Genomic DNA, 13,136 nt, shown 5'->3' on the forward strand with positions numbered 1-13,136 from the left:
CACCCCGGAGAAGGGGTGCCGGCCTTTCGTCGTTCAGCGGCGGGCGCGGCGGGGCTGGAGTTCCGCGGCGAGTTCGGCGTCCAGGTCGGCACCGAGCGCGCCGAGCCCGGCGTCGGCGGGTGCGGGACGGCCCCGCGGTGGCGGGAAGTCGGCCGCCCGTCCGGCGCTCGGCGGCGGTTCCTCCTCCTCCAGCTCGCTCACCGACTCGGCCAGCTCGGCGACCGGGTCCATCTCGGCGACGTTGTCCCACTCGTCACGCGGCACCGAGTGCCAGGTCTCCTCGGCGTGCTTGGGCACCGGCTGGAAGACGAACGTCCGGTAGGACCAGAAGCGGAACAGCGTGGCCAGCAGGACACCGATGGTCTTGGCGACGTTCAGCGCGAGCAGGCCGTGTACGCCGAGGCCGTACTTGGCCAGGGCCAGGACGCCGAGTTCGATCAGCAGACCAGCACCGTTGAAAACGAAGAACAGGACGTATTCGCGGCGAAGTGCAGATTTCGGTCGATCGCGGTACGTCCAGTGACGATTCATCAGATACGACGTGATCGTGGCGACAATCGTCGCGATCACTGTCGCCTTCAGCTGGCCGTCGCGGAAAACCGTGAGTGCCAGAGCATTGAACACCGCGTAATTGATGACGGTGTTGATGCCACCGACGATGCCGAATTTGAGCGCCTCGTGGATGAACTTCTGCCAGCGCTCGGGCAGCAGACGGACTCCAGGCATGCGGAACACCTTAGGCAGTTGGCTGGGCCGGCGGGGCCCGGCGGGTCGGGATGGGCGGTTCGTCACGCCCCGGACTCTCGGTCGTGGCTCGTTGCCGGAACGGGAGGTGTTCCCGCCTCGACGAAGACGAACCGTCGGTACGACCAGAACCGGAAGAGCGTTCCCAGGCCGGTGCCGACGATGAAGCTGGCGATGTTGTCGGCCAGGGGGGTCTGGAACACCGCGGGCCAGATCGCGCCCAGCCCGTAGTGGCTGATCGCCAGGCAGGCCACCGCGATGCCGAGGCCGACCGCGTTGAAGAAGAAGAACAGTGCGTACTCGCGTGCCGGGTTCGACCGCTGCCGGTGCCGCCAGGTCCAGAACCGGTTGCCGAGGAAGGCGACGGTCGCGGCGATCACCGTGGAGATGGTCTTCGCGGCCAGGGGCGGCATGTCCCGGCCGCTGGACAGGTAGTTGAAGAGGACGAAGTCCACGACGAAGGCGAAGCCGCCGACGGTGGCGAACTTGCTCAACTCGTGGATGAGGTGACCGAAACGGTCGCGCAGTGCTCCGATCGGACCCCGACGGGTCTGCGGAGCGCCCGGTTGGTCTCCGGTCATCGTCGCGGCCACCCGCCGAGAGTACCGGTTGTCCGGTATCCGGGCGGACTCCAACGGCGAGTCGGCCACGACGCGGTCGCCGCGGCCGTCGCCGTCGGGCCACCCGCCTCGGGGGAGGCCTCGCCCGTTCTCGATATCCGTGAGCAGAGCGTAACGCGCTGTGCGAATCTGTGGAGCGCATCACGGAATCGTCTTTCACGACATGTTCGTACGCCTCCCCGGATCGGACGTCACGGTCACTCCGGGGCCGGACCCGGCCGTCGAAGGTTCACCGCAGGATTTGCGTGAAACTGCGCGCGAAAGCGGGTATCAGATCGTGATGCCGCAGCGTGGCCGTACCTTGTGCAGTTCTTCACAACCAGTCCCACTGACTGACGAGGCAGTCCGGTTTACGCTGAGCCCAATCCCAGGTTTCCACGAGGCGGCGTACCAGCCCGCCGGAACTCGTGCACCCCATAGATCGGTCAGCGTCGACCACAAGGAGAAGTGACATGGTTGCTCCGGCTGCTGTTCGGGGTATCGATCAGGCCCCGACGTCCCACCCCAAGCTGCTGGCCTGGGTACGTGAGGTCGCGGAACTGACCACCCCCGACCGCGTGGTCTGGGTGGACGGGTCTGATGAGGAGTGGCGCCGCCTCACCGACGAACTCGTCGAGAACGGCACCCTGATCCGACTGAATCCCGAGAAGAAGCCCAACTCGTTCTACGCGCGTACCGACCCCACGGACGTCGCCCGGGTGGAGGAGCGCACCTTCATCTGCTCCGTCGACGAGGCGGACGCCGGCCCCACCAACAACTGGATGGCGCCGGCCGAGATGAAGCGGACGATGACGGAGCTGTACCGCGGCAGCATGCGCGGGCGCACCATGTACGTCATCCCGTTCTGCATGGGGCCCATCGAGGCCGAGAACCCCATGTTCGGCGTGGAGATCACCGACAGCCCGTACGTCGTCGCCTCGATGCGGATCATGACCCGGATGGGGTCGTCGATCCTGGAGGCGATGGGCGACGACGCCGACTTCGTGCACGCGCTGCACTCCATCGGCGCGCCGCTCGCGCCGGGTGAGCAGGACGTGGCGTGGCCGTGCAACGAGACCAAGTACATCTCGCACTTCCCGGAGACCCGGGAGATCTGGTCCTACGGCTCCGGCTACGGCGGCAACTCGCTGCTCGGCAAGAAGTGCTACTCGCTGCGTATCGCCAGCGTGATGGGGCGCGACGAGGGCTGGCTGGCCGAGCACATGCTGATCCTCAAGATCACTTCGCCAGAGGGCAAGGTCTACCACATCGCCGGTGCCTTCCCGTCGGCCTGCGGCAAGACCAACCTCGCCATGCTCGAGCCGACCATCCCGGGCTGGAAGGTCGAGACCATCGGCGACGACATCGCCTGGATGCGGTTCGGCCAGGACGGCCGCCTCTACGCGATCAACCCCGAGTACGGCCTGTTCGGCGTCGCGCCCGGCACCGACTGGAAGACCAACGCGAACGCCATGCGGACGCTGGACCGGGGCAACTCCATCTTCACCAACGTGGCGCTGACCGACGACGGCGACATCTGGTGGGAGGGCATGGGTGAGCCGCCGGCGCACCTGATCGACTGGAAGGGCAACGACTGGACGCCGGAGAGCGAGAACCTCTCCTCGCACGCGAACAGCCGTTTCTGCACCCCGATCACGCAGTGCCCGATCCTGGCCGACGACTACTACGACCCCAACGGCGTGCCGATCGACGCGATCCTGTTCGGTGGCCGTCGCCGGGACACCATCCCGCTGGTCACCGAGGCGCGCGACTGGGTGCACGGCGTCTACATGGGCGCCACGCTCTCCTCGGAGACGACCGCCGCCGCCTCCGGCGCGGTCGGCGTGGTCCGCCGCGACCCGATGGCCATGCTGCCGTTCATCGGCTACAACGCCGGCGACTACTTCCGGCACTGGATCGAGATGGGCAAGGGCGCGGACGGCGACGAGTCCAAGCTGCCCAAGATCTACTACGTGAACTGGTTCCGCAAGGACGCCGAGGGCAACTTCCTCTGGCCGGGCTTCGGCGAGAACTCCCGCGTGCTCAAGTGGGTCATCGAGCGGCTGGAGGGCCGCGCCGAGGCCGTGGAGACGCCGATCGGCATGGTCCCGGCCCAGGACGCGCTCGACGTCGAGGGCCTGGACATGACCCCGGAGGACGTCCGGATCGCGCTGAAGGTCGACGCGGACGAGTGGCGCAACGAGCTGCCGCTGGTCAACGAGTGGTTCGAGAAGTTCGGGGACAAGCTCCCCGGCGTGCTCTGGGCCGAGCTGGACGCGCTGCGCGCCCGCCTCGACGCGGAGCCGCAGAAGTAACAGGTGTGCCGGTTGCCCGAGCCGGGCACCATCGGATGCCATGAGGACGGCCGCTGAACCTGTCGAGGTCCGGCGGCCGTCCGCCGTCCGGGCGCTCACCACGCTGCTCGCCGTGACCGCGGCGGCCACCGTCGTGGTCGAGCTGCTCAATTATTGGTACGCCCCGGAGCAGGAGTTCGGTCTGGCCGTACGCACCGGCTGGGCGATGCTCCGGTCGCTCGGCTTCCTGCTGCTGATCGGCCACGTGAACAAGGGCCGGGTGGGCGCCCGGCCGTTCGGGCTGATCCTGGCGGTGACCACGATCTTCGCGGTCGGGCGGCTGATCGTGCCCCGGCAGGGGGTGCCCGCGCTGCCCGGCCTGGTCGGGTTCGCCGTGCTCACCGCGCTCTGCGTCGCCGTGGTGGTGCTGCTGTACCGCTCCGAGGCGATCCGCGCCCACCTGGTCCGGCACCGCAAGGGCCTGGTCGTCGAGGGCGGGACGATCGCCTGGCGGGAGATGGCGCCGAAGCGCCCGCAGGCGAACGGCTGGCTGCTCACCGCCCGGGTCGCGGCGTTCACCTACAGCCCGCTGATGCTGGTGCCGGCGCTGGTGGCGACGGGTGCCGTGCTGGACGGGCGGCTGGCCGCCGTACCAGCAGTGATCTTCTGGTTCGGCGCGGGCATCGCGGTCAGCTACGCCGTGCTGTTCTGCACCGCCTTCCTGCTGCGCGACAAGGCGTGGGCGCGGAAGGCCCTGGTGGTCGTCACCCTCGGCGTCCTCGCGATCGACCTGCCGCTGTGCTGGTGGCTGCTCGGCACCGACGGCCTGATCCGCGACGGCGCCCCCCTGGTCACCGCCGCCGCCCTGACCCTCTGGTCCCTGCACCGAGCCACCCGCACCCGCACCCCCACCCCACCCCGTTGACCATGAAGTTGGCGGCGATTTCGATCTCCGTTGATGCCGTCAACCTCATGATCGTCGCCCGGGGCGGGGCGCGGCGGGGCAGGATGAGGGGGTGTGGGACGTGGTGGTGGTGGGGGCGGGGCCCGCTGGGGCCGCGGCGGCGCTCGGTGCGCGGAGGGCCGGGGCCGCGCGGGTGCTGCTGCTCGACCGGTCCGACTTCCCCCGCGACAAGGCGTGCGGGGACGGCATCGCCGCGCACGCGCTGGACGTCCTCGCCGAGCTGGGCGTGACCGGGGCGGTCGACGGCTACGCACCGCTGCCCGCGCTGCGCCTGGTCGGCCCCGGCGGCGGCACCGTCGCGAGGACGCTGCCGCGGCCGGCGTACACGGTGCCCCGCCAGGTGTTCGACGCGCGCCTGGTGGCGGCGGCGGTCGCCGCCGGTGCGGAGTTGCGGCGGCACACGGTACGCCGGGTGGAGATCGCCGCCGACCGGGTGCTGCTCGACGGAGAGCTGTCCGCGCGGGCGGTGGTCGGCGCGGACGGCGCCGGATCGGTGGTACGCCGCGCGCTCGGCCACCCGGTCAACCCGGACCGGCACCTGGCCCTCGCAATCCGGGGCTACGCGCCCGCCCCGGCCGGGCCGCCCGAACAGCTCATCGTCACGTCGGCGGCGCGCTGGCCCGCGTACGCCTGGGCCTTTCCGATCGGCGACGGTCGCGCGAACGTCGGGTACGGGGAGGTGCTGCGCGGCGAGCCGCTGACCCGCGCGCACCTGCTGGCCCGGATGGCCGTGCTGCTCCCCGACGTCGACCCGGCCACGGTGACCGACCTGCGGGCGCACCACCTGCCGCTGTCCACCCACCGCCCGGCGCCCGGCCGGGGACGGGTGCTGCTGGCCGGGGACGCGCTGTCGCTGATCAACCCGTTCACCGGCGAGGGCATCTTCTACGCGCTGCGCTCGGGTGCGCTCGCCGGCGCGGCGGCGGCCGGCCACCCGGCCGGGGCCGCCCGGGCGTACGCCGCCGCGCTGCGCGCCCGGCTCGGCACCCACCTGCGGCACAGCTCGGTGGCGGCGTGGCTGGCCCGTCGGCGCCGGGTGGTCGACGCGGCGGTCGGCGCGGCCGGGCGGGACGAGCGCGTCTACCGCACGGTGGTGGAGCTGGGACTCGGCGACGGCCGGCTGGACGCGCGCACCCTGATGGCGATCGGCGCGGACCTGCCACGACCGCGCCGGACCGGCACACCCTCAGGTGATATGCCACCGAGACACTGATCTCTCCCGCGGGTCGCTACCCTGCAAGGTGATGACTCTGCGGAAACTCCTCTACTCCGTGTACGAGCGCCGGCTGACGGCGAAGCTCGCGGGCAAGCCCGTACCCGCACACGTCGGCGTGATGTGCGACGGCAACCGCAGATGGGCCCGGGAGATGGGCTTCGTCGACCCGAACGACGGCCACCGGATGGGCGCCGAACGGATCAAGGAGCTGCTCCGCTGGTGCGACGCGGCCGGCGTCGGGCACGTCACGCTCTGGCTGCTCTCCACCGACAACCTCTCCCGCCCGGCCGCCGAGCTGGACCCGCTGCTTCAGATCATCGAGGACCTCACCACCGAGCTGGCCGAGGAGGGCAACCCCTGGCGGCTGCGGATGGTCGGTGCGCTCGACGTACTGCCGGCGCAGCACGCCGCCGCGCTCAAGGCCGCCGAGGAACGCACCCGCGACCGCGACGGCGGGGCTCAGGTCAACATCGCGGTCGGGTACGGCGGCCGGCGCGAGATCGCCGACGCGGTCCGCTCGCTGCTGGTGGAGCACGCGGCGAGCGGCGGCACGATCGAGGAGCTGGCCACCTCGCTCGACGTCGACCACATCTCCGAGCACCTCTACACGAAGGGGCTGCCGGACCCGGATCTGATCATCCGGACCAGCGGCGAGCAGCGGCTCTCCGGTTTCATGCTCTGGCAGAGCGCGCACTCGGAGTTCTACTTCTGCGAGCTGAACTGGCCCGACTTCCGCAAGGTCGACTTCCTGCGTGCCCTGCGCTCCTACGCCACCCGCCAGCGCCGCTTCGGCACCTGACCCCCTCGCCCCGCCCCCCTCGCCACGCCCCGCCCCGGCGATCTTGCACTTTCGGCCCCGAGGGCGCGGCTTATGCCCCCTTTTGCCGGGGCGGCAAGTGCAAGATCGCGGAGAGGTCGGGCCTCGGGGGCGGGGCCGGGGGCGTCAGCGGAGGTGGGGGAGGGCGGCGGTGAGGAAGTCGGCCAGGGCCGCGGGGGAGTCCAGCGTCAGGTCGGCGGCGTCGGCCACCTCGTGACCCGTCTCCGGGTTGGCGACCGCGACGCAGACACCGATGAAGTCGGGATCGTCGGCGGCGCGGGCGCGCAGCGCGGCGAACGCCTTGATGTCGGAGACGTCGTCACCGAAGTACCAGGCGCCACCGGCGTCCCGGACCGTCTCGCCGATCACCATGCCCTTGTCCCGGTCGACTGGGGGCTTCAGTTCCAGCACCATCCGGCCCGGCTGGGCGCGCAGGCCCAGCCGCTCGGCCTGGGCCCGGCCCCACTCCTGCACCAGGTCGCCGAGCTGCGGGGCGGTACGCCAGTGCAGCGCGACGGAGAGCCGCTTGTATTCGACCAGTGCGCCGGGCGGCAGCTCGGCACGGGCCTGCTCGGCCAGCTCGGACATGGTCGGCACCCACGGCAGGGCGGCCGGCTCGGTGACCGTCTCGCCGCCGGAGTGGCTGTGCTCCAGGCCGTAGAGCCCGTACAGGTCGATGCCGGCGAGGCCGCCGAGGTGGTCGCGGAGGAAGTCCACCGGGCGGGCGGAGACGATGGCGATCCGGCGGACGTGCGGGGCGAGCGCCTCCAGCGCGGTGAGCACGTTGGGCGCGGGCCGTACGGCCGTGGGGTCGTCGTCGACTGGCGCCAAGGTGCCGTCGAAGTCGAAGAAGAGGACGACGTCACCCGCGCGGGCGGCGGTCGCACGCCAGGCGTGCTCCGCGTTCAGCGGGGTCTTCGGCTGCTGGTTGCCCAGATTCAACGGCGGCACGCGCGTCAGCGTACCCCGCGCCGGGCGGCGTATTCGTGGCCGAGATGTGACGTCGGAACGTCGGGGATCAGCGTTCGGCGGCTCCTCGTCCCCGGCGACCGAACGGCACCACGGCCGCCTCCTGCCCGTGGCTGAGCAGGTAGCCCTCCACGAAGCCGGTGTTGCGGTCGCCGGTGTGCGCCTCGATCTCGTTGAGCCGCGCCACCAGGAACTCGGTGAGCGCGCTGACCCGGTCGTTGAGCCGATCGTGCAGCTCGGCGACGACGGCGAGGATGACCGCGGTGCCGGCCGTGGTGAGCGCGAAAAGGTTGACGACCAGGGGAAGCTGCCCGCCGTCCAGTACGCCGACCACCACGTTGCCGGTCACGCACGATGTCAGCGACACCACCGCGACCACGACTGCCAACCATTTCAGGGTCATGGACAGACCCCTCCTTCTGTCCCGCAGGGCTGGGTTCGGCTGTATCCCGTCCCCCCGCCGATGACGAGCCCTCAGCAGTACAAACGTGGACGCTAGCGGGTCCGATCCGTCCCCGAGGCGAAACGATCGGGTCTGACCTTCCGTTCTTTCGCCATCTGAGGAACTACCCGGCCTGTTTACCCCTATTTCGGACACCGCCCGGCAAGGTTGGGCGGTATGCGAGGTAACGAATGGTTTCTCGAATGTGGAACTTCTCCGCGTCGGACACGCTCGGGTCGACCAGCCGGCGCAGCAGCGCCTCCACGTCCGGGTCCATCGGGGGCGGTGTCGGCGCGGTACGCGGCCCGGCGGCCCGGTCCCAGCCGAGTGCGGTGAACGCGGCTGCCGGGTCGAGGCCCAGCCCTTCGCAGAAGGCGACCACCCGTTCCGCCTCGGGGTCGCTGGCCCAGTCGCCGCGTACCCATCGGTTGATGGTCTGGCGGGAGACGCCGGTGCGCCGGGAGACCTCGGTGCCGCTCCAGGCCCGCAGCGCGCGGGCGTCGTCGAGCGCGCGCCGGACGAAGGTGGCGAACGCGATCTTCCGTGCGTTGGTCGTCTCGGTCACCCCGTGACGGTACGGCCAGTCGGTCCCGAGAGGCTGGCTCGGCACGCTGCTGTCACGCCGACGTGACGATGGTCCGGAGTTTCCGGTAAACGATTGAGTGCTGCTCCTGAGGGGTGTCACCCGGGCAGAATAGATGGACGCCAGTACGGCGGCAACGGCCTGAAAAGCTGATACTGTCACGCTCATGAGACAACTTACGGTGTGTCACGTGCTTGAGACGACGAGTGCTCACATGCGTCACTCCGCGGGTGCCGAGGGGGTTTCGTGACCGAGCTCGCGACCCGCGCCCAGGCCTTCGGGCTGATCGCGGACGGAGTCTCCGCCGGGCTGAGCGCCCCCTGGCGTCTCTACCTCGCCCGCGGGTGCCGGTACCTCTCGCTCAGCGTCGGCGACCGGGGGGAGTGGGACGCCTGGCGGACCCACCTCGGCTGCCCCGAGCTGAGCGTGCGCGTCTACGACTCCGGCGGGGAGATCCGCCGGTCGTCGGTGGCCGAGGTGATCCTCGACGGCTGCCGGATCAGCGTCGAGCTGGTCGAGGAGGTCAGCACCGACGACCTGGAGCGGCTGCTCGTGGCCGACCCACTCACCGGGACGGACGAGCGATGACCCCCTTTCTCGCCGTGGTGCTCGTCCTGGTGCTCGGGTCGACCTGCTACGCGGCCGGTCGCCTGCACGGCCAGCTCAGCTACCGCATCGGCTACCGGTTCGGCTACCGCCAGGGCTACTTCGACGGCGACCGCGGCGCCTGGAACCGCCGCCGCCGCGACGCCCAGGCGGCGATCGCCTCCGCACTGTCCGGTCCCAGTCCCACGGTGGTGACCTCGGCCGGGCGCTCGGCCGTGCCGTTCGCCGGTACCTCCGTACCCGCGGCGGTCGCGGCCCGGCCCGGCTCCGCCCCGGCCGTGCGGGTCACCGCCACCGCCCAGCTCGGCGCCGTGGGCCGGGTGGGCACCACGTACACCGGATCGTCCTTCGGTGCGGCGGCGCCGGACCGCGGGCCGGCACGCTGGTGCGCCGGCAGGGCTGAGGCCCGCGCCGCGACGCGGCGCCGCAGTGGACGACCGGCCGGGGTGCGCGCAGGGGGCATGCATCCCGGCCGGTTCCGGTGCGCCGGTCACTCGAACGGGTGTACGTCCGGCGACGACCGCACGATGATCCACGCGCGCCTCTAGCCGCGCGGCCCCGTGGCGATTAGCGTCTAGGCATGGCACGGGGTTTTCCCGGCCATCCGGACAGCCCGGACCTGCGTCCTCGCGCACGGGGCCCGCATCCGACCCCGTGTCCTCCGGGCACCGGAAGAGGCGGAACTCGGGTGGCCGGGTGCCCATCCGCGGAGCAGGCCTGTGACCACTCGCCGTACCCCCGCCGGAGCCGAGCAGACCCCGGCCTCGACCGCCCCGACCCGCCGGACCACCCGCAGCCGCCGTGGCGCCGCCGCCGAGGCCGAGGAGCCCCGACCAGCCGGACCGGCCTTCGTCCTGGACACCTCGGTTCTGCTGTCCGACCCGGCGGCGTTCCACCGCTTCGCCGAGCACGAGGTGGTGTTGCCGCTGGTGGTCATCTCCGAGCTGGAGGGCAAGCGGCACCATCCCGAGCTGGGCTGGTTCGCCCGTCAGTCGCTGCGCATGCTGGACGAGCTGCGCGTGCGCCACGGCCGGCTGGACCGGCCGGTGCCGGCCAACGACCAGGGCGGCACGCTGCGGGTGGAGCTGAACCACACCGACGACGGGGTGCTGCCGCCCGGGTTCCGCAACGAGTCCAACGACGCGCGCATCCTGTCGGTGGCGCTCAACCTGGCCGCCGAGGGGCGCGAGGTGACGCTCGTCAGCAAGGACATGCCGCTGCGGGTGAAGGCGGCCTCGGTGGGCCTGCGCGCCGACGAGTACCGGCACGGCCAGGCCAGCGACCCGACCTGGACCGGAATGGCCGAACTGGACCTGGCCGAGGAGGAGATCGGCCGGCTGTACGCGGGGGAGGCGCTCGACGTCGACGCGGCGGCGGGCCTGCCCTGCCACACCGGCCTGGTGCTGCACTCGGGACGCGGCTCGGCGCTGGGCCGGGTGCTGCCGGACAAGACGATCCGCCTGGTCCGGGGCGACCGGGAGGCGTTCGGTGTGCACGGACGCTCGGCGGAGCAGCGGGTCGCGCTCGACCTGCTGCTGGACGAGTCGATCGGCATCGTGTCGCTGGGTGGACGGGCCGGCACCGGCAAGTCCGCGCTGGCGCTCTGCGCCGGCTTGGAGGCGGTGATGGAGCGGCGCCGGCACAAGAAGGTGATCGTGTTCCGTCCCCTATACGCGGTGGGTGGTCAGGAACTCGGCTACCTGCCCGGGTCGGAGTCGGAGAAGATGTCGCCCTGGGCGCAGGCCGTCTTCGACACGCTCGGCGCGGTGGTGCACGAGAACGTGCTGGAGGAGGTCACCTCGCGCGGGCTGCTGGAGGTGCTGCCGCTGACCCACATCCGCGGCCGGAGCCTGCACGACGCGTTCGTCATCGTGGACGAGGCGCAGTCGCTGGAGCGGGGCGTCCTGCTGACCGTGCTGTCCCGGATCGGTCAGGGGTCGCGGGTGGTGCTCACCCACGACGTGGCCCAGCGGGACAATCTGCGGGTCGGCCGGCACGACGGGGTGACGGCGGTGATCGAGGCGTTGAAGGGGCATCCCCTCTTCGCGCACGTCACGCTCAGCCGATCGGAGCGTTCTCCGATCGCCGCTATGGTCACCGATCTGCTGGAGGACATCCCCGGCTGACTGCCGCATTTGCCCTACTTTGTACGCATTTTTAGGGTGACGCAGATCACTTTTGGGCCCGGCCATTTCCCACCGGCCTCACTGTGCGCAATGGTGTCCATCGAGCGTCACCTACCACTCGGGAGCCGGACACGGCCCGGAGTCACACCGGTACCGGTGCGCTCACGGCACCGGCGTGACCCGAACCCGGTCATGCGCGTGCCGTGTCCCTGCCCCCGACGAAGGGAAACTTCGTGAGTCGGCTCTGGAGCCGGTTCGGCGCCCGTACGGCCGCTGTCGCGCTGCTCTCCGTGGGCGTCGCCGGCGGCTTCTATCTGGGTGAGGATCGACAGACCCAGCAGCAGGGCCTGACCGCGCAGGTCGGCCTGGAGGTCGACCAGGCGGAGTACGCGTACCAGCGTGACCGGCTGTCCGACCACCGCGTGGACTCGTCCCGGCAGCGTGCCGCCGAGTACCAGGCGAAGCTGCGTGCCGCCGCGGCGGCGAAGGAGGCCGCCGAGCGGGCCAAGAAGGCCGAGGCGGCCGCCGCCACCCGCAAGAAGGAGCGGGCCGCGGCCGAGGAGGAGGCGGAGGCCAAGGTCAAGCCGTACAACGGCCCGATCCCGTCCTCGTGCGCGGAGTACAGCGGCAACCGGAAGGTCGGTTGCGCCATCATGCTCGACAAGGGCTTCGGCATCGACCAGTTCCCCTGTCTGGACAAGCTCTGGACCAAGGAGAGCGGCTGGAACCCGAAGGCTTCCAACAGCTCCTCCGGGGCGTACGGCATCCCGCAGGCCGTGCCGGGCAGCAAGATGGCCTCGGTGGCCGACGACTGGAAGACCAACCCGGCGACCCAGATCACGTGGGGGCTCGGCTACATCAAGGGCCGGTACGACACCCCCTGCGGCGCCTGGCAGAAGTCGCAGAGTTCGGGCTGGTACTGACATCACGACGACGGCGGGACACACGGGGAGACCCGGTGTCCCGCCGTCGTCGTATCGGCCCTCGACTGGCGGGCTGCCACTTTTGCTGATAGCTCTTGGTAGGTGACCTGGCCCGACAGCCTCCGCGGCGGCGACCCTCACCGGTTCGGCACCGATGCGTTCTACGCGGCGCTCGGCCGCGCCTTCGTCGCCATGTGTGCGGTCGTGCCGGTGCTGTTCCTCATCGAGGCGCTCGACGTCGGCCTGCGGCTCGGCCTGGACTACACCGCCGGCATCATCCCGCAGCGGATCCAGGGCCTCGACGGCGTCTTCTTCTCACCGTTCCTGCACGCCGGCTGGAACCACCTCTACAGCAACAGCATCCCGCTGATCCTGCTGGGCACGTTCGTGCTCGCCGCGGGCACCCGCCGGTTCCTCTGGTCCACCGGGGTCATCATCCTGGTCAGCGGTCTGGGCGTCTGGTTCACCGGGTCGCCGAACTCGGTGGTGGTCGGCGCCAGCGGCGTGATCTTCGGCTACCTCGGCATCCTGCTCACCCGGGGCGTCGTCGAGCGGAGCTGGTGGAACTTCGCCGTCGGCCTGCTCGTCGGATTGCTCTACGGCTGGCAACTGCTCGGCATCCTCCCCACCGACGAGCGCGTCTCCTGGCAGGGCCACCTGTTCGGGCTGCTCGGCGGCGTCGTGGCGGCGATCCTGTTCCGCCGCCGCAGGGACACCGACGACGCCGACCGCCTCGGCTCACCGAGGATGACGCTGCCCTGACGGCGCGTTGATCAGACCCCGGGACATGCTTGCCCGCGGCCACCCGCCCGCCTACCGTTTCCGCATCAGCGTGGGTTGATCCCGAAGCGGA

The 13,136-nt window shown here is 71.0% G+C and carries 13 protein-coding genes and 1 pseudogene; 9 read left to right on the forward strand and 5 right to left on the reverse strand.

Features of this window, described 5'->3' with window-relative positions; translation table 11 throughout:
- Nucleotides 1–33 precede the first annotated feature (33 nt).
- Nucleotides 34–726, reverse strand: coding sequence for a GtrA family protein (locus ACQP26_RS04425; RefSeq protein ID WP_269702190.1), 693 nt, complete (start codon nucleotides 724–726; stop codon nucleotides 34–36).
- A gap of 62 nt (nucleotides 727–788) precedes the next feature.
- Nucleotides 789–1,325, reverse strand: coding sequence for a GtrA family protein (locus ACQP26_RS04430; RefSeq protein WP_332367328.1), 537 nt, complete (start codon nucleotides 1,323–1,325; stop codon nucleotides 789–791).
- Nucleotides 1,326–1,816: 491 nt separating this feature from the next.
- On the opposite strand from ACQP26_RS04430, the gene ACQP26_RS04435 reads away from it, so the two are divergent.
- From ACQP26_RS04435 to ACQP26_RS04450, 4 genes are all read left to right on the forward strand, one after another.
- Nucleotides 1,817–3,658 (forward strand): phosphoenolpyruvate carboxykinase (GTP), encoded by a 1,842-nt coding sequence (locus ACQP26_RS04435; protein ID WP_433495013.1) that lies wholly within the window; start codon nucleotides 1,817–1,819, stop codon nucleotides 3,656–3,658.
- Nucleotides 3,659–3,698: 40 nt separating this feature from the next.
- Nucleotides 3,699–4,562, forward strand: coding sequence for a hypothetical protein (locus ACQP26_RS04440; RefSeq protein WP_433495014.1), 864 nt, complete (start codon nucleotides 3,699–3,701; stop codon nucleotides 4,560–4,562).
- A 91-nt stretch (nucleotides 4,563–4,653) separates the two neighbouring features.
- Nucleotides 4,654–5,814, forward strand: coding sequence for a geranylgeranyl reductase family protein (locus ACQP26_RS04445; RefSeq protein WP_433495015.1), 1,161 nt, complete (start codon nucleotides 4,654–4,656; stop codon nucleotides 5,812–5,814).
- Nucleotides 5,815–5,845: 31 nt separating this feature from the next.
- Nucleotides 5,846–6,616, forward strand: a complete 771-nt coding sequence (locus tag ACQP26_RS04450) for an isoprenyl transferase (protein WP_269702184.1) — start codon at nucleotides 5,846–5,848, stop codon at nucleotides 6,614–6,616.
- 144 nt (nucleotides 6,617–6,760) lie between these two features.
- Here the strand turns inward: ACQP26_RS04450 and otsB are convergent, their stop codons facing one another.
- The 3 genes from otsB to ACQP26_RS04465 all read right to left on the reverse strand — a co-directional run bounded on the left by otsB (nucleotide 6,761) and on the right by ACQP26_RS04465 (nucleotide 8,610).
- The gene (otsB, locus tag ACQP26_RS04455; protein WP_269702183.1) at nucleotides 6,761–7,585 is read right to left on the reverse strand and encodes a trehalose-phosphatase; all 825 of its coding nucleotides are present in this window, start codon (nucleotides 7,583–7,585) and stop codon (nucleotides 6,761–6,763) included.
- 67 nt (nucleotides 7,586–7,652) lie between these two features.
- Nucleotides 7,653–8,006, reverse strand: coding sequence for a hypothetical protein (locus ACQP26_RS04460; protein WP_013284062.1), 354 nt, complete (start codon nucleotides 8,004–8,006; stop codon nucleotides 7,653–7,655).
- A 163-nt stretch (nucleotides 8,007–8,169) separates the two neighbouring features.
- The gene (locus tag ACQP26_RS04465) at nucleotides 8,170–8,610 is read right to left on the reverse strand and encodes an XRE family transcriptional regulator (protein ID WP_269702182.1); all 441 of its coding nucleotides are present in this window, start codon (nucleotides 8,608–8,610) and stop codon (nucleotides 8,170–8,172) included.
- Nucleotides 8,611–8,874: 264 nt separating this feature from the next.
- On the opposite strand from ACQP26_RS04465, the gene ACQP26_RS04470 reads away from it, so the two are divergent.
- From ACQP26_RS04470 to ACQP26_RS04490, 5 genes and pseudogenes are all read left to right on the forward strand, one after another.
- Nucleotides 8,875–9,216 carry a hypothetical protein gene (locus tag ACQP26_RS04470; protein WP_269702181.1) on the forward strand — a complete coding sequence of 114 codons (342 nt, stop codon included), beginning with the start codon at nucleotides 8,875–8,877 and terminating at the stop codon, nucleotides 9,214–9,216.
- Nucleotides 9,213–9,637: pseudogene (locus tag ACQP26_RS04475) on the forward strand (hypothetical protein). The gene ACQP26_RS04470 and the pseudogene ACQP26_RS04475 overlap by 4 nt, the downstream one beginning before the upstream one ends.
- Nucleotides 9,638–9,953: 316 nt before the next feature.
- A complete protein-coding gene (locus ACQP26_RS04480; protein WP_269702179.1) occupies nucleotides 9,954–11,360 on the forward strand; it encodes a PhoH family protein in 1,407 nt (468 codons plus the stop codon).
- A 233-nt stretch (nucleotides 11,361–11,593) separates the two neighbouring features.
- Nucleotides 11,594–12,283, forward strand: a complete 690-nt coding sequence (locus ACQP26_RS04485) for a transglycosylase SLT domain-containing protein (protein WP_269702178.1) — start codon at nucleotides 11,594–11,596, stop codon at nucleotides 12,281–12,283.
- Nucleotides 12,284–12,385: 102 nt separating this feature from the next.
- A complete protein-coding gene (locus ACQP26_RS04490; RefSeq protein WP_269702177.1) occupies nucleotides 12,386–13,045 on the forward strand; it encodes a rhomboid family intramembrane serine protease in 660 nt (219 codons plus the stop codon).
- Nucleotides 13,046–13,136 lie beyond the last annotated feature (91 nt).

This window comes from Micromonospora sp. CA-248089 (assembly GCF_050948515.1).
Taxonomy (GTDB): Bacteria; Actinomycetota; Actinomycetes; order Mycobacteriales; family Micromonosporaceae; genus Micromonospora.

What these genes read in the sequence shown, in the direction of transcription:
- ACQP26_RS04425 (WP_269702190.1), bottom strand. Translation starts at nt 726, where the DNA reads ATGCCTGGAGTCCGTCTGCTGCCCGAGCGCTGGCAGAAGTTCATCCAC.
- ACQP26_RS04430 (WP_332367328.1), bottom strand. Translation starts at nt 1,325, where the DNA reads ATGACCGGAGACCAACCGGGCGCTCCGCAGACCCGTCGGGGTCCGATC.
- ACQP26_RS04435 (WP_433495013.1), top strand. Translation starts at nt 1,817, where the DNA reads ATGGTTGCTCCGGCTGCTGTTCGGGGTATCGATCAGGCCCCGACGTCC.
- ACQP26_RS04440 (WP_433495014.1), top strand. Translation starts at nt 3,699, where the DNA reads ATGAGGACGGCCGCTGAACCTGTCGAGGTCCGGCGGCCGTCCGCCGTC.
- ACQP26_RS04450 (WP_269702184.1), top strand. Translation starts at nt 5,846, where the DNA reads ATGACTCTGCGGAAACTCCTCTACTCCGTGTACGAGCGCCGGCTGACG.
- ACQP26_RS04460 (WP_013284062.1), bottom strand. Translation starts at nt 8,006, where the DNA reads ATGACCCTGAAATGGTTGGCAGTCGTGGTCGCGGTGGTGTCGCTGACA.